General features: G+C 48.4%; 10 protein-coding genes, 2 tRNA genes, 2 rRNA genes and 2 riboswitches. Of the genes, 12 read left to right on the top strand and 2 right to left on the bottom strand.

Annotation, left to right across the window (positions count from 1 at the left end; all coding sequences use genetic code 11):
• The first annotated feature begins 161 nt into the window (after positions 1-161).
• The 11 genes from OCU87_RS16715 (at position 162) to thiH (ending at position 11,561) form a co-directional block, all read left to right on the top strand.
• Positions 162-3,054, top strand: a 23S ribosomal RNA gene (locus OCU87_RS16715).
• A gap of 123 nt (positions 3,055-3,177) precedes the next feature.
• A 5S ribosomal RNA gene (gene rrf, locus OCU87_RS16710) occupies positions 3,178-3,293 on the top strand.
• A gap of 66 nt (positions 3,294-3,359) precedes the next feature.
• Positions 3,360-3,436: transfer RNA gene (locus OCU87_RS16705), tRNA-Asp, on the top strand.
• A gap of 37 nt (positions 3,437-3,473) precedes the next feature.
• Positions 3,474-3,550, top strand: a tRNA-Trp gene (locus OCU87_RS16700).
• Between the two features lie 139 nt (positions 3,551-3,689).
• Positions 3,690-3,753, top strand: a riboswitch (Fluoride riboswitch).
• A gap of 83 nt (positions 3,754-3,836) precedes the next feature.
• On the top strand, positions 3,837-5,207 hold the full coding sequence (locus OCU87_RS16695; protein WP_261857589.1) for a voltage-gated chloride channel family protein: 1,371 nt from the start codon (positions 3,837-3,839) through the stop codon (positions 5,205-5,207).
• A gap of 101 nt (positions 5,208-5,308) precedes the next feature.
• Positions 5,309-5,406, top strand: a riboswitch (TPP riboswitch).
• 135 nt (positions 5,407-5,541) lie between these two features.
• Complete coding sequence (thiC, locus tag OCU87_RS16690) at positions 5,542-7,464, top strand: phosphomethylpyrimidine synthase ThiC (RefSeq protein ID WP_261857588.1); 1,923 nt, start codon at positions 5,542-5,544, stop codon at positions 7,462-7,464.
• On the top strand, positions 7,464-8,678 hold the full coding sequence (gene thiE / locus OCU87_RS16685) for a thiamine phosphate synthase (protein ID WP_261857587.1): 1,215 nt from the start codon (positions 7,464-7,466) through the stop codon (positions 8,676-8,678). The genes thiC and thiE overlap by 1 nt, the downstream gene beginning before the upstream one ends.
• 1 nt (position 8,679) lies before the next feature.
• Positions 8,680-9,456 carry a HesA/MoeB/ThiF family protein gene (locus tag OCU87_RS16680; protein ID WP_261857586.1) on the top strand — a complete coding sequence of 259 codons (777 nt, stop codon included), beginning with the start codon at positions 8,680-8,682 and terminating at the stop codon, positions 9,454-9,456.
• Positions 9,443-9,664, top strand: coding sequence for a sulfur carrier protein ThiS (thiS, locus tag OCU87_RS16675; protein ID WP_261857585.1), 222 nt, complete (start codon positions 9,443-9,445; stop codon positions 9,662-9,664). Before OCU87_RS16680 ends, thiS begins: the two co-directional genes overlap by 14 nt.
• Positions 9,665-9,666: 2 nt before the next feature.
• Positions 9,667-10,437, top strand: a complete 771-nt coding sequence (locus OCU87_RS16670) for a thiazole synthase (protein ID WP_094956049.1) — start codon at positions 9,667-9,669, stop codon at positions 10,435-10,437.
• Between the two features lie 11 nt (positions 10,438-10,448).
• Positions 10,449-11,561: a 2-iminoacetate synthase ThiH gene (thiH, locus tag OCU87_RS16665; RefSeq protein WP_261857584.1), complete on the top strand. Its 1,113-nt coding sequence runs from the start codon at positions 10,449-10,451 to the stop codon at positions 11,559-11,561.
• Between the two features lie 89 nt (positions 11,562-11,650).
• On the opposite strand, the gene OCU87_RS16660 is transcribed toward thiH, so the two are convergent.
• Entirely contained in the window at positions 11,651-13,438 is a 1,788-nt protein-coding gene (locus OCU87_RS16660) for an aminopeptidase P family protein (protein ID WP_261857583.1), read from the bottom strand.
• Between the two features lie 109 nt (positions 13,439-13,547).
• Positions 13,548-14,498 carry a LysR family transcriptional regulator gene (locus OCU87_RS16655; RefSeq protein WP_261857582.1) on the bottom strand — a complete coding sequence of 317 codons (951 nt, stop codon included), beginning with the start codon at positions 14,496-14,498 and terminating at the stop codon, positions 13,548-13,550.
• A gap of 119 nt (positions 14,499-14,617) precedes the next feature.
• Between OCU87_RS16655 and OCU87_RS16650 the strand changes: the two genes are divergently transcribed.
• Positions 14,618-15,817, top strand: coding sequence for a multidrug effflux MFS transporter (locus OCU87_RS16650; RefSeq protein ID WP_094956046.1), 1,200 nt, complete (start codon positions 14,618-14,620; stop codon positions 15,815-15,817).
• The last annotated feature ends 3 nt before the right edge of the window (positions 15,818-15,820 follow it).

Below are 15,820 nucleotides of genomic sequence, written 5' to 3'. Positions count from 1 at the left end.
AGTTTTTATCTTTAATGATAAAAACGAGTTCTCAAAACAACACACATTCAAGTGTCTTGTGTAGAGTCCGGCGAAAAACCAATGTCCTCATTTTTCTTGATCGGAAATGAGTGACGATAAAACCTTGGTTGTTTGAACATACAGACCTCTTGGGGTTGTATGGTTAAGTGACTAAGCGTACACGGTGGATGCCTTGGCAGTCAGAGGCGATGAAGGACGTATTAACTTGCGATAAGCCCAGTTTAGATAGTAAAAATCACTTGAGACTGGGATTTCCGAATGGGGAAACCCACGTGCATAAGCACGTATCGTTACGTGAATACATAGCGTAACGAGGCGAACTCGGGGAACTGAAACATCTAAGTACCCGAAGGAAGAGAAATCAACCGAGATTCCGAGAGTAGCGGCGAGCGAAATCGGATTAGCCCTTAAGCCAGTCTTGCGTTAGGTGAATGTGCTGGAAAGCACAGCGATACAGGGTGATAGCCCCGTAACCGACAACGCATTATTAGTGAAAACGAGTAGGACGGGACACGTGATATCCTGTTTGAACATGGGGGGACCATCCTCCAAGGCTAAATACTCCTGACTGACCGATAGTGAACCAGTACCGTGAGGGAAAGGCGAAAAGAACCCCTGTGAGGGGAGTGAAATAGAACCTGAAACCGTGTACGTACAAGCAGTAGGAGCCCACTTGTTGGGTGACTGCGTACCTTTTGTATAATGGGTCAGCGACTTAATTTTAGTAGCAAGGTTAACCGTTTAGGGGAGCCGTAGGGAAACCGAGTCTTAACTGGGCGTCATAGTTGCTAGGATTAGACCCGAAACCAGGTGATCTAGCCATGGGCAGGTTGAAGGTGAGGTAACACTTACTGGAGGACCGAACCGACTAATGTTGAAAAATTAGCGGATGACTTGTGGCTAGGGGTGAAAGGCCAATCAAACCTGGAGATAGCTGGTTCTCCCCGAAAGCTATTTAGGTAGCGCCTCGGACGAATACTACTGGGGGTAGAGCACTGTTAAGGCTAGGGGGTCATCCCGACTTACCAACCCTTTGCAAACTCCGAATACCAGTAAGTACTATCCGGGAGACACACGGCGGGTGCTAACGTCCGTCGTGGAGAGGGAAACAACCCAGACCGCCAGCTAAGGTCCCAAAGTTATAGCTAAGTGGGAAACGATGTGGGAAGGCTCAGACAGCCAGGATGTTGGCTTAGAAGCAGCCATCATTTAAAGAAAGCGTAATAGCTCACTGGTCGAGTCGGCCTGCGCGGAAGATTTAACGGGGCTAAGCTATACACCGAAGCTGCGGCAATATGACTTGTTCATATTGGGTAGGGGAGCGTTCTGTAAGCCGTTGAAGGTGGTCTGTAAGGGCTGCTGGAGGTATCAGAAGTGCGAATGCTGACATGAGTAACGATAAAGGGAGTGAAAAACTCCCTCGCCGGAAGATCAAGGGTTCCTGTCCAACGTTAATCGGGGCAGGGTAAGTCGACCCCTAAGGCGAGGCCGAAAGGCGTAGTCGATGGGAAACGGGTTAATATTCCCGTACTGCTTATAACTGCGATGGGGGGACGGAGAAGGCTAGGTGGGCTTGGCGACGGTCGTCCAAGTTCAAGGGTGTAGGCTGATAGTTTAGGCAAATCCGGACTATCTTAAGGCTGAGACCCGATGTCGAGTCACTACGGTGATGAAGTCATTGATGCCATGCTTCCGGGAAAAGCCTCTAAGCGATAGGTTATAAGCAATCGTACCCCAAACCGACACAGGTGATCAGGTAGAGAATACCAAGGCGCTTGAGAGAACTCGGGTGAAGGAACTAGGCAAAATGGTACCGTAACTTCGGGAGAAGGTACGCTCCTCGCGGTGATGAGACTTGCTCTCTAAGCTGCTGGGAGTCGCAGATACCAGGTGGCTGCAACTGTTTATTAAAAACACAGCACTGTGCAAAATCGAAAGATGACGTATACGGTGTGACGCCTGCCCGGTGCCGGAAGGTTAATTGATGGGGTTAGACTTCGGTCGAAGCTCTTGATCGAAGCCCCGGTAAACGGCGGCCGTAACTATAACGGTCCTAAGGTAGCGAAATTCCTTGTCGGGTAAGTTCCGACCTGCACGAATGGCGTAATGATGGCCACGCTGTCTCCACCCGAGACTCAGTGAAATTGAAATCGCAGTGAAGATGCTGTGTACCCGCGGCTAGACGGAAAGACCCCGTGAACCTTTACTACAGCTTGGCACTGAACATTGACCCTACATGTGTAGGATAGGTGGGAGCCTTTGAAGCATTGTCGCTAGATGATGTGGAGGCAATCTTGAAATACCACCCTTGTATGCTTGATGTTCTAACGTCGCCCCCTAATCGGGGGTGCGGACAGTGCCTGGTGGGTAGTTTGACTGGGGCGGTCTCCTCCCAAAGAGTAACGGAGGAGCACGAAGGTGGGCTAATCACGGTCGGACATCGTGAGGTTAGTGCAATGGCATAAGCCCGCTTGACTGCGAGAATGACAATTCGAGCAGGTGCGAAAGCAGGTCATAGTGATCCGGTGGTTCTGAATGGAAGGGCCATCGCTCAACGGATAAAAGGTACTCCGGGGATAACAGGCTGATACCGCCCAAGAGTTCATATCGACGGCGGTGTTTGGCACCTCGATGTCGGCTCATCACATCCTGGGGCTGAAGTCGGTCCCAAGGGTATGGCTGTTCGCCATTTAAAGTGGTACGCGAGCTGGGTTTAGAACGTCGTGAGACAGTTCGGTCCCTATCTGCCGTGGGCGTTAGATGATTGAGAGGGGCTGCTCCTAGTACGAGAGGACCGGAGTGGACGAACCGCTGGTGTTCGGGTTGTTATGCCAATAGCATTGCCCGGTAGCTACGTTCGGAATCGATAAGCGCTGAAAGCATCTAAGCGCGAAGCGAGCCTCAAGATGAGTCATCTCTAGACCTTTAAGGTCTCTAAAGGGTTGTCGAAGACTACGACGTTGATAGGCAGGGTGTGTAAGTGCTGCGAGGCATTGAGCTAACCTGTACTAATTGCCCGTGAGGCTTAACCATACAACACCCAAGGGGTTTTACGGACTCCATAAACGCTTGAATGCGTGTTAAGAACGATATTGTAACTAGTTAGATTTTCCCAGATTGTATCTTCCGCCAACGGCGTAAGATAAACCGAATTTGCTTGGCGACCATAGCATTATGGACCCACCTGATCCCATGCCGAACTCAGTAGTGAAACGTAATAGCGCCGATGGTAGTGTGGGGTCTCCCCATGTGAGAGTAGGTCATCGCCAGGCTTTAAATTTAGATAAGTGTATTGAACGACATTTATCGGATAGACAGGCAACTGTTTATCACCGTGTGGAGCGGTAGTTCAGTTGGTTAGAATACCGGCCTGTCACGCCGGGGGTCGCGGGTTCGAGTCCCGTCCGCTCCGCCACTTATTTAGACAGAGTTAAGTCTTTAAAATAACTAATAGGGGTGTAGCTCCAATTGGCAGAGCAGCGGATTCCAAATCCGCGTGTTGGGAGTTCGAATCTCTCCACCCCTGCCATCTTTAAGGCTCTAGCAGAAATGCTAGAGCCTTTTTCGTTTCTGTCGCCTCAAATTTTATTTTTATTATTATCTATTGATCTTGGTCTTGTTGTTGTTTGTATTTGAGAGTAGGATTTATTCGCTGAACGGCGATCGAGCCGATCACGGGTGATGGAGTTCCACCTTAACCGCTCATACTGAGATAATGACTCCTGCTATAGTTAGGATAGATCTATCTATGGTGGGGTAATTAACTATCATATTGTCTATCCTTAAAAATTCATTAAGAGATAAACAGAGATAGTATGGCTCACCCTCTAAGTGCAAATCCTAAAATATTTATCCAGATCATTCGCTGGACACTTCTGATTACTCCTGTTGCTATCCTTGTTGGTTCACTAAATGCGTTCTTTTTGTGGATATTAAGTACAGCGACAGCGACTCGTGTTGATAACCCTTGGTTGATTTATTTATTGCCCTTAGCGGGTATTGTGATTGTCTATTGCTATCGTAACTTGGGTAAAAACTCCGAAGGTGGCAATAACCTTATCATGGATGAAATTCACCAACCGGGTGCAGGGATCCCAACACGTATGGGCCCCTTGGTATTAATTACGACGGTTATTACACATTTATTTGGTGGTTCGGCGGGTCGAGAAGGTACGGCGGTGCAAATTGGTGGCGCAACCACACACTGGCTTGCTCGTCTCTTTAAGTTGAATGAAGCCGATACTCGGCTTATTTTGATTTCTGGTGTTGCGGCTGGCTTTGGTGCTGTTTTTGGTACTCCATTAACGGGGGCTATTTTTGCATTGGAAGTATTGGCAATTGGCCGACTGCGTTACGATGCCATCATCCCCGCCTTATTTGCTGCTATTCTTGCTGACTTTGTCTGCTCTGCATTAGGGGCTCACCACACTCACTACCGAATCGATTTTCTTCAAAATATCACCTTATTTGATCAGGTACTCAAGGTTGATCTTTGGTTAATGGTTAAAATTATTATTGGTTCAGTTGCGTTTGGCTTAGCTGGCTATTTGTTTGGTGAGTTGACCCATGCGTTTAAAGATATCTTTAAAGCGACCCTTAAGAACCCCTATGTGATCGTCGTAACGGGAGGCTTGATTGTGATTGGCCTAACCCAGTGGATTGGTAATTACGATTATATCGGCCTTGGTGTTTATAGCACTCGTGAAGGGGGCGTTAGTATTTTAAGCGCGTTTCAAGAAGGTGGCGCAGAATGGTATAGCTGGGCTTTGAAGTTGTTATTAACCGCAATTACTTTGGCCGCAGGTTATAAGGGTGGTGAAGTTACACCACTGTTCTTTGTGGGGGCTACGCTTGGTAACACCATGGCTTGGCTACTTGGGGCGCCCGTTGATTTATTTGCCGCGCTTGGCTTTTTAGCAGTTTTTGCTGCTGCGACCAATACACCACTGGCTTGTACCATTATGGGGGTTGAGTTGTTTGGTGCTGACCATATGCTGTATTTCGCAATAGCCTGTTATACCGCGTATTACTTTAGTGGTCATACTGGAATTTACTCTTCACAGCGTGTCGCTGTACCAAAACTTTTTGATGATGAAGGTGCTCCTAAAATCACTCATAAGCTGGGTGAATTGAGAGAGACGCATTCATCATTACTCAAAGCATTAGTGAAGAAATTTTCAAAATAATAGTTGGGGCTGCTTTTGCAGCCTTTCTTTTTTATGGTGCTTAGGCCAAATTTATTGGTTTCTTCCTTGCTGCGCTTTCTTCCCTTCCCTATACTCCTTGCTGAAACTTGTCGGAGTGCCATTTGGCTGAGACCGCATTGCGGGATCCGTAGAACCTGATCAGGCTAATACCTGCGAAGGGAACAAGAGAAAATCTTCTGTTTAACGGTACCTGTATTTCCTTTCATCACCGTTAAGCTGTCAGATGATGCTGCACACCCTACGTGTACGCCTCTTGTTTATGCACCAATCCGTCAAGCAAATATCCCAACCATGGAACCGTAAGGATTTTGCTATGTCGATTCGCAAACAAGCGAGACTGGAAGCTAAACAATTTATAGATTCACTTACCGCCCAACCATACCCGAACTCCCAGAAGGTATATATCGAAGGTAGTCGCCCTGATATCCAAGTACCGATGCGAGAAATTGCACTGGCCGATAGCTTAGTGGGCGGAACTAAAGATCAGCCTATCTTAGAACCGAATGAAGCGATCCGTGTGTACGATACTTCTGGCTTCTACACTGATCCCGAGCAAGATATCGATATCTATGCGGGATTGCCAAAAGTGCGAGAGGCTTGGATCGCTGAACGTAACGATACCAACCTGCTTGATGGCCTGAGTTCCATTTATTCTAAAGAGCGTCTTGCTGATGACACTCTAGATGACCTTCGCTTTGGTGAGCGAGCGCGTATTCGTCGTGCAAAAGAAGGGCAACGTGTTACTCAGCTGCATTATGCGCGCCAAGGTGTGATAACGCCTGAAATGGAATACATCGCGATTCGCGAGAATATGGGACGCGCTAAATACCGTGATGAAGTGTTGAATCATCAGCACCCCGGTATGAATTTTGGCGCTAATCTACCAGAAGAAATTTCAGCTGAGTTTGTTCGTAAAGAAATTGCTGAAGGTCGAGCAATCATCCCTGCCAATATTAATCACCCTGAATCAGAGCCAATGATCATTGGCCGTAACTTCTTAGTTAAAGTGAATGCCAATATCGGCAACTCTTCAGTGAGCTCTTCTATTGAAGAAGAAGTCGAGAAGTTAGTGTGGTCGACCCGTTGGGGCGGCGATACTGTGATGGATTTATCGACAGGGCGTAATATTCACGAAACACGCGAGTGGATCATTCGCAATAGCCCTGTCCCTATTGGCACAGTGCCGATGTACCAAGCGCTTGAAAAAGTGAATGGCATCGCCGAAAACCTCACTTGGGACGTTTTCCGCGATACGTTACTAGAACAAGCTGAGCAAGGGGTCGATTACTTTACTATTCATGCGGGTGTATTGCTGCGCTATGTGCCTATGACGGCAAAACGCGTGACTGGCATAGTGTCTCGCGGTGGTTCTATCATGGCGAAGTGGTGTCTGGCTCACCATGAAGAAAGTTTCTTGTACCTTCATTTCCGTGAGATCTGTGAAATTTGTGCCAAGTACGATATTTCACTCTCGTTAGGCGATGGCTTGCGTCCAGGCTCTGTGGCCGATGCGAACGATGAAGCACAATTTAGTGAGCTACGCACCCTAGGTGAGTTAACGAAAGTAGCTTGGGAATACGATGTACAGGTGATGATCGAAGGCCCGGGTCATGTCCCAATGCACATGATTAAAGAAAACATGGAAGAGCAACTTAAGCACTGCCATGAAGCCCCTTTCTATACATTAGGCCCGCTGACTACCGATATTGCCCCTGGTTACGATCACATTACCTCGGGTATTGGTGCTGCCATGATAGGTTGGTACGGCTGTGCCATGCTCTGTTACGTTACGCCTAAAGAGCACCTTGGCTTACCGAATAAAGAAGACGTTAAAGTTGGCCTGATCACTTATAAGCTGTGTGCTCATGCCGCCGATCTTGCGAAAGGTCACCCTGGTGCACAAGTCCGTGATAACGCCCTATCAAAAGCCCGCTTTGAATTCCGTTGGGAAGACCAATTTAACTTGAGTCTTGATCCGATCACTGCCCGCGCATACCACGATGAAACCTTACCGCAAGAGTCTGGCAAGGTTGCCCATTTTTGTTCCATGTGTGGCCCGAAATTCTGCTCAATGAAGATCTCACAAGAAGTTCGAGATTATGCAAATAACCTCGAAAAAAATGGTGATCTTGCGATAAAAATGCTCGAAGACCCACTCGAAGGTATGCGCCAAAAGGCGGATGAATTCCGTTCGACAGGAAGCGAGCTATACCATCCCGTGAAAGAGGAAAATTAATGAGTTCAATCTGTTTACCTGACTGCCTAAAGTCACTACTTACCCACCTTGAGCCTCTGTTGGCTCAAGCGGCTCAATATCAATTGGGTGAAGCGGTAGTTGTGACTGCTCAGCAATCTGATGTGGTAGACATGCGCGTTGACTCTCGCTCGTTCAGTTTGAGCTTTGCTCAAGCTGTTCCTGCCGATATTTCGCTGATAAAAAGCCATTTTGTGGTGTGTGATCAGTGGAGCGAGAAGGTTGATGTCACCGCAATTCAGCGCCAAGTCGCCGCCAACCCTTCCTTGATTGTGTGTGGCTTCCCCGCTCAAGGAGGGGTGTTTGATATCTGGCACCATAATGGTGAAGCGCGAGCCGTGTATTGTCATCAGGCTGGCGATACTGAAGCTGTGCGTGCCATGTTACTGGCTGCGCTGGCATTAGATTACCCAGTAGAAGATGCGGTGACCTTGGCGCGTGCATATGCTCGTTATGTTCAATTGCATGGTGATAAGCAATGGCCACTGACGCGTGATGTTTTCCCTCGACCTATGACGGCAAATCATCCCGAGATCATGACATTGGGTTGGCAAAGTAAAGAGGTCGCGGTTGCCCCTTTTGCTGCAACGAATGCTAAACAGCTGGCGCTGTACCCAGTAGTGGACTCCGCAGAATGGGTTGATCGTTTATTGAATTTGGGTGTGAAAACCACGCAGTTGAGGATTAAAGATCCTCAAGACCCAGCACTTGAAGCGCAAATTGCACAAATTATTGCAGTGGGCAATGCCCATCAGGCACAAGTGTTTGTAAATGATTACTGGCAATTCGCAATTAAGCATCAGGCTTATGGTGTTCACCTTGGTCAAGAAGATCTAGAAACAGCCGACTTAACTCAGATCCAGCAGGCAGGCTTGCGCTTAGGCCTTTCAACCCATGGTTATTATGAAATATTGCGAGCGGCTGAGTTTTCGCCGAGTTATATCGCACTCGGTCATATTTTCCCGACCACCACCAAAGATATGCCATCGAAACCCCAAGGACTGAGCCGTTTAGCGTTATACCAAAAGCTGATTGGCCAAGATTTTCCGACAGTGGCCATTGGTGGCATTGATCTTTCTCGTGCTGAATCCGTGTGGCAAACCGGTGTAAGTAGCGTCGCTGTCGTACGTGCGGTGACGCAAGCGGCGGATACTGGCGCAGCGGTAGACGCTTTTAATCAATTATTGGTTCGATAGTATGTTGAGCGATCAAGATTTTTTGCGCTACAACCGCCAAATCATGTTGCCTGAAATCGGTGAGCACGGTCAGGCACGGCTAGCAAATGCGCATGTGTTGATGGTCGGTGCGGGGGGACTGGGATCATCGGCGGCATTGTATTTAGCGGGTGCAGGCATCGGTACTTTAGTGATTGCCGATGATGATGAGGTCGATAGCTCCAATCTTCAGCGCCAGATTATTTACCGCGATCAGCATCAAGGGCAAAGCAAAGCCGCAATGGCTGCCGAACAAGTACGTGCATTAAACCCTCATATTCGCGTTCGAGCGGTAAAAGCGCGCTTAGCGGATCAACGCTTAGCGATGGAAGTTGAACTAGCGGATGTGGTGCTCGATTGTTCCGATAACTTGCCGACGCGTCATGCAGTGAATCAAGCGTGTTTTAAGGCCAGCAAAATTTTGATCGCTGGCGCGGCAATCCGATGGCAAGGTCAGTTAATGCCATTTGATTTTCGTCAAGGTGTCGGCCCGTGTTATCACTGCCTGTTTCCCTATGACCCAGCAGCGAAGGCGCCGGCGATGAACTGCAGTAATTCAGGTATTGCAGGTCCAGTGGTTGGCATAGTGGGAACCTTGCAAGCATTAGAGACCATCAAGGCGATAACCGAAGCTGGTCAGGTTGGTTTTGCCACTTTGCAGCAATTTGATGGTTTAACCATGGCATGGCAAAAATTTAATTTAGCCCAAGATAAATGCTGCCCTGTTTGTGGCGCAGGAGTAAACAATGACAACCCATAACGCCGAAATTCAGATTTCAGTGAACGATAAGCCAATGTCTTGTCCATCAGAACTGAGTCTCTCAGCTTTGTTGGTGCAGCTTGAGATGCCATTGCAGGCTACAGCTGTTGCGGTAAATGATGACATTGTGGCGTGTCATCACTGGGATTCAACTTTACTCAATACTGGCGATCGTATTGCCCTATTTCAAGCGATTGCTGGAGGTTAATGATGTTAACTATTGCGGATAAAACATTTTCTTCACGCCTGTTCACTGGTACGGGTAAATATGCCAATAGCCAAATGATGACGGAATCGATCATTGCGACCGAATCTGAGCTTGTGACTATGGCGCTTAAACGGGTTGATATTGATAACCGTGACGACGATATTCTGGCGCCGTTAGTTAAAGCTGGGGTGAACTTACTGCCGAATACCTCAGGTGCCAAGAATGCGAAGGAAGCCATTTTTGCCGCTAAGTTAGCGCGTGAAGCTCTAGGCACCAATTGGCTGAAATTAGAAATTCATCCAGACCCTAAATATTTAATGCCAGATCCGATTGAAACCTTAGCAGCAGCGGAAACGTTAGTACGTGAAGGCTTCATCGTGTTGCCATATTGTCATGCAGATCCTGTGTTGTGTAAGCGACTAGAAGAAGTTGGTTGTGCGGCTGTGATGCCATTGGGTGCTCCTATTGGCTCGAATAAAGGCTTAGCATCTCGTGATTTCCTTGAAATTATCATCGACCAAGCGCGTGTACCTGTGATTGTCGATGCTGGGATTGGTGCGCCATCACATGCTGCTGAAGCGATGGAGATGGGGGCGGATGCTGTATTGGTCAACACTGCGATTGCTGCTGCAGCTGATCCTATTGCGATGGGACGCGCGTTTAGATTGGCAGTGGAAAGTGGCCGTATGGCATATGAAGCGGGCTTAGCGGGAACGGTTAACCATGCGATTGCCTCTAGTCCGTTAACGGCGTTTCTTGATCGCAGCGCGTAGGAAAAAACACCATGAGCTATGTTGATGTGTGGAAGCAACTGAATTGGGATGACGTTCGTCTTTCCATTTACAGTAAAACTGCGGCAGATGTTGAGCGGGCATTACGTAAATCGAAGCGCGATCTGGAAGACTTTAAAGCCTTAATCTCGCCTGCCGCTGAACCGTATTTAGAGCAAATGGCTCAGCAGTCGGCTGCGTTAACACGTAAACGCTTTGGCCATACGATGGCATTTTATGTGCCGTTATATTTGTCGAATCTGTGTGCCAATGCGTGTACCTATTGTGGCTTTTCGATGGAAAATCGCATTAAGCGCCGGACGTTGAATACGACAGAAATCGAGCGTGAGTGTCAGGCCATTAAGGCGATGAACTTTGATAGCGTGCTATTAGTTACTGGTGAGCACGAACGTAAAGTTGGCATGGAATACTTTCGTGAAGCCCTACCGCCGATTAAGCAGCAATTTAGTTACTTGGCGATGGAAGTGCAGCCATTGGATCAGCACGAGTATGCTGAACTGAAAACTTTAGGCTTGGATGCGGTGATGGTGTACCAAGAAACCTACAGTGCCCCAACTTATGCACAGCATCATCTTCGTGGTAATAAAATGGATTTTGAGTACCGCTTAGCGACGCCCGATCGGTTGGCGAAAGCAGGCATTGATAAGATCGGCATTGGAGCCTTGATTGGTTTAGAAGAGTGGCGGACTGATTGCTTCTTTGTGGCAAATCACTTGGACTACCTTGAGCGGACTTATTGGCAAACCCGTTATTCGATCTCTTTCCCTCGATTGCGTCCTTGTGAAGGCGGCTTACAGCCGAAATCGGTGATGAATGATCGCCAACTGGTGCAGCTTATTTGTGCCTATCGTTTGTTTAATCCTGAAGTCGAGCTGTCGTTATCCACCCGAGAAGCGCCTGATTTTCGCGATAACGTGCTGCCGCTGGGGATAACCAGCATGTCGGCAGGCTCGAAAACCCAACCAGGTGGTTATGCTGATGATGAGCCAGAGCTTGAACAGTTTGCGATTAGTGATGATCGCTCGGTGGCTGCTGTTGCCGACGCTGTGAAGCAGCATGGTTTTGAAGTGGTGTGGAAAGACTGGCATCACGCGTATTCAGGCTAGTACGCGGCAGTTTTTCGGCCTAGACAATAGAAAACGCCCGCTGGTGATACTACACCAGCGGGCGTTTTATTTCGTTGGAGCCGTGCTGATTAGCGGCTTAGCGGCTTAGTCGCATGCTCTAACCATATTAAGTCTTCACCATCAAACGATGGGCTTAATGCTGCCAATACTGTTTGGTGGTAGTTGTTTAGCCAAGCTAACTCAACATCGTTCATTAGGCTTAAATCAATCAAACGCTGATCGATCGGGGCACGGGTCAGTGATTCAAATCCAAGCACTGTCATGTCACCTTGTGTTGGTACTTCAACCACCAGTTCTAGGTTTTCGATACGAATACCAAAGGCATCGGCACGGTAGTAGCCTGGCTCGTTTGATAACACCATACCCGCCAGCAGTGCGGTTGGGTTGTACACTTTCGCGATACGTTGTGGTCCTTCGTGAACACTCAAGAAGTGGCCTACACCATGGCCAGTACCGTGATCGTAATCAAAGCCATGTGCCCATAGGTGTTGGCGTGCTAATGCATCTAACTGAGAACCTGTGGTGCCTTTCGGAAAGCGAGCTGACGCCAGCGCAATATGGCCTTTTAACACCAAGGTAAACGCGGTTTTGACTTCATCACTTGGCTGACCAATCGCAATGGTACGAGTGATATCTGTGGTGCCGTCTGGGTATTGGCCGCCTGAATCCACCAAGTACACATTATCCATTTCCAATACGCTTGGTTGTGGCTGGTTTTGGTGATTGTAGTGACACATAGCCGCGTTGCCGCCTGCTGCAGAGATGGTGTCGAAACTGACATCGGTACAGCTGCTGTCTTCAATGCGGAACTGCCATAGGCGGTCAGAGAGTGTGCCTTCATCTAATAGATTGCCTGCCGCGACTTGGCGGTCAACCCAAGCGAGGAATTTAGTGATCGCCACGCCATCGCGAATATGACAGGCTTTCATGCCCGCAATTTCGGTTGGGTTTTTCGCTGCTTTTGGTAGTAAGCAAGGATCTGCGGCATCAATTAATTCAGCGCCTGCAGCCAATAGTACTTGGCTTGCCCATGCGTTGCTGGAGGTTGGGTCGACTAGCACTTTACGTGCAGTTAGGGCTTGTAGCCCAGTTTCGAGTGCGTCAGGTGCTTCAACACGCACGCCTTCACCAGCATGAGTGGCAAAGTCTTGCGGTAAACGTGCTGGGTCGATGTAGAAATCAATACTGGCATCGGCATGAATAATTGCGGTTGATAGTAAGATCGGCAGGCTTGGTACATCGCTACCGCGCACATTAAGGATCCATGCAATGCTATCTAGCTGAGTTAATAGCGCTGCTTCTGCACCTTGCTTCTTCAGTTCTGCGGCAATCAATGCTCGTTTGTCTGTGCTGCTTTGGCCGACAAAGTCGAGTCCCATCAGTTTGGCACTCGAAAGTGTTGGCGCAGGGCGATCGTGCCATAAGGTGTCGATCGGGTTAGCATCAATACTGATGATGTTTAGCTTGCCTGCAACACTTTCGCAGGTACGAGCTAACCATGCAGAGCTGTGTAAGCGAGCATCAACGGCGACGGTGCTGCCTGCAGCTAAGTTCTCTTGTGCCCATGTGACAGGTGGCTCATCAATTAAGTGACAGTATTCAAATACATCACCAGGTACTTGCTTTCGTACTTGAACCACGTAGCGACCATCAACAAATACAGCGGCTTTATCTTGGGTGATAACAGCCATTCCCGCTGAGCCCGTAAAGCCTGTTGCCCAGAGTAGGCGTTCGCTATGGGCCGGAATGTATTCACCGAGGTATTCGTCTTCATGAGGAATAAGCAAAGCATCATACTGGTTTTCAGCCAGCCACTGACGGATCTGCTCAACACGTTGTGAGATAACTGCTTGCATGTTTGTTGTTCCTTAATGGTTGTCACCGTCCTTGCTGACGGAGTAATCCTTAGCCTGCCAACATAATCACCGTGCATTATGCGAGGTAAGTCTAGCTACGGTAGCGCTTTTAACTGTTACCTGCAATTCCACGACAGCGGCTGATGATTAAATTTTTGAGCCAAGTATGTCCGGGTTCGCTTTCTTGGTGCTGATGCCAAAATAGGGTGTATGCCATTGCAGGTAATGGGTAAGGCAAGGGCAAGACAACTAAGTCTAGCTGCGCAGCAATATGTCCCGCAAAGTGACTGGGTGCGGTAAACACTAAGTCAGTATGGGTACAGAGGCTGGCGGCGCTATTAAAGTCAGGTACGTACATCGCAATATCGCGATCGAGTCCGTGTTCTGCCAGTTTGTAATCGAGTAACCAGCGATCATCTCGGCCACAGCGCACTTGGATATGACGTTGGCGCAAGTAATTATCCTGATCCCACTTTTGACTAAGCACGGGGTGGCCTTTACGAACAATACAGCGTTGGGTGTCGCGACACAGTTCTCGAAAAACGATGCCTTTCGGCGGCATCAGCGTAAGCATCGCATCTTTAGGGTTGAGGTCTTTACCTGTAATGCCAAAGTCGATTTCACCGCTGTGCAGCTTATCGAAGGTATTGGGCTCCCACGCTTGAGTATCTAAAATAATATTTGGCCCCTCACTGAAAATATCCCCCAAAAACTGCGGCAGAAATAGCGGATAGGCGCTCTCTACTAACGCCATTCTAAAATGGCGGTCGCTGGTGGCTGGGTTAAATTCAGGCGGTGCCGTAATGTGTTCAATATCGCGGAGCAGTTGTTCTAAGTATGGTTGTAACGCGCGTACACGAGGGGTGGGGACTAAACCATGGGCGCTACGGATAAATAATGGGTCATTAAACTGTTCGCGCAAACGGGTCAGGCTTTTACTGACAGCTGATTGACTGAGGTTTAAACGTTTAGCTGCATGGGTCACGCTGCACTCAGTGATCAATACATGTAGGCAGACTAGTAAGTTTAAATCGAGACGTGATAATTTTTCAAAAGACACGCGAACTTCCCCCATTATGTAGTGATATTCCTGAATGGAAAATCTGACCTGAATATAAACCATTTCTATTCATATCACTAACCGCTTATAGTGCCGCTACTATCTATTAGGAAACGAACATGAAACCAGATTCAACTGCGGCAGGCACACGCCTTGTAGCCTTGATGGTGGTCTTGGTGCTATTTAGCCCATTAGCCATCGACCTTTATTTACCTGCTTTGCCAGCAATGGCAGAGACATTTGCGGTTGATACCACTCGTGTCCAAGACACGGTGACACTCTTTATGTTTAGCCTAGGTCTTGGCCAACTATTAGCAGGTCCTTTAGCGGATCGCTATGGTCGTCGTCCGATAGCCCTAACGGGTATTGCAATTTACACCGTGAGCTCTGCATTGGCTTACACTGCGCAATCACTCGACTTACTACTCTTTGCTCGTTTAGCGCAAGGTTTTGGTGCATGTGCAACCTCAGTTGCTGCGTTTGCTGCTGTGCGTGACAGCTTTGGCCCAGAACGCAGTGGTCGTATGATCAGCTACCTCAATGGTGCTATCTGCTTTATTCCGGCACTGGCGCCTTTAATGGGCGCATGGCTAACTCACGAGTTTGGCTGGCGCTCAAACTTTAGCTTCATGGTGGGCTTTGCTTTGGTCGCAGGTAGTCTGATAGCGGTAGGCTTTAAAGAAACACGCCCAACAGATACCAACACATCGGGGTCGTTGATCAGCCTTGAGCGCTACATGTCAGTACTGCGTGAGCCTGTATTCTTATTCCACGCGATTTTGTGCATGTTGGCGATGGCGGTAATTTTGGCGTATGTCACATCAGCACCGGTATGGTTGATGATGAACATGGGCTTAGACATGGGCCAATTTACGTACTGGTTTGGTCTTAATGCTGTGTTGAATATTATGGCCTGTATGGCAGCCCCTAAATTTATGGACCGCTTTGGCTCACGCCAAACACTGAACACGGGTCTAGTGATGTTAGTGATATCTGGTGCGACCATGCTTGCGCTTAGCAGCTTATTTGCAGCATGGGCGTTTATGGTGCCGATCTTTATGTCATCAATCGGCTTTGCGTTTGTGCTTGGCTCGGCGGCAGGTAAAGCCCTTGCCCCGTTTGGTGATCGTGCAGGTACTGCTGCTGCACTACTGGGTTTATTCCAGATGAGTGGTGCTGGCTTGATGGTGAGCTTGATGCAACGTTTAGATTTATCGCCACCCGTGTTAATGACACTACAGATGTGGCTGGTGGTACCAGGCCTACTGATTTTATGGTCTAAGATAGGCCGAAAATGGCATGCACCTTGTGCCGCTTAAGGG

It is taken from the genome of Photobacterium sanguinicancri (assembly GCF_024346675.1).
GTDB lineage: Bacteria > Pseudomonadota > Gammaproteobacteria > Enterobacterales > Vibrionaceae > Photobacterium > Photobacterium sanguinicancri.
Note: the sequence above shows the minus strand (reverse complement) of the source record. Positions and strands in the feature narration are given on the sequence as shown.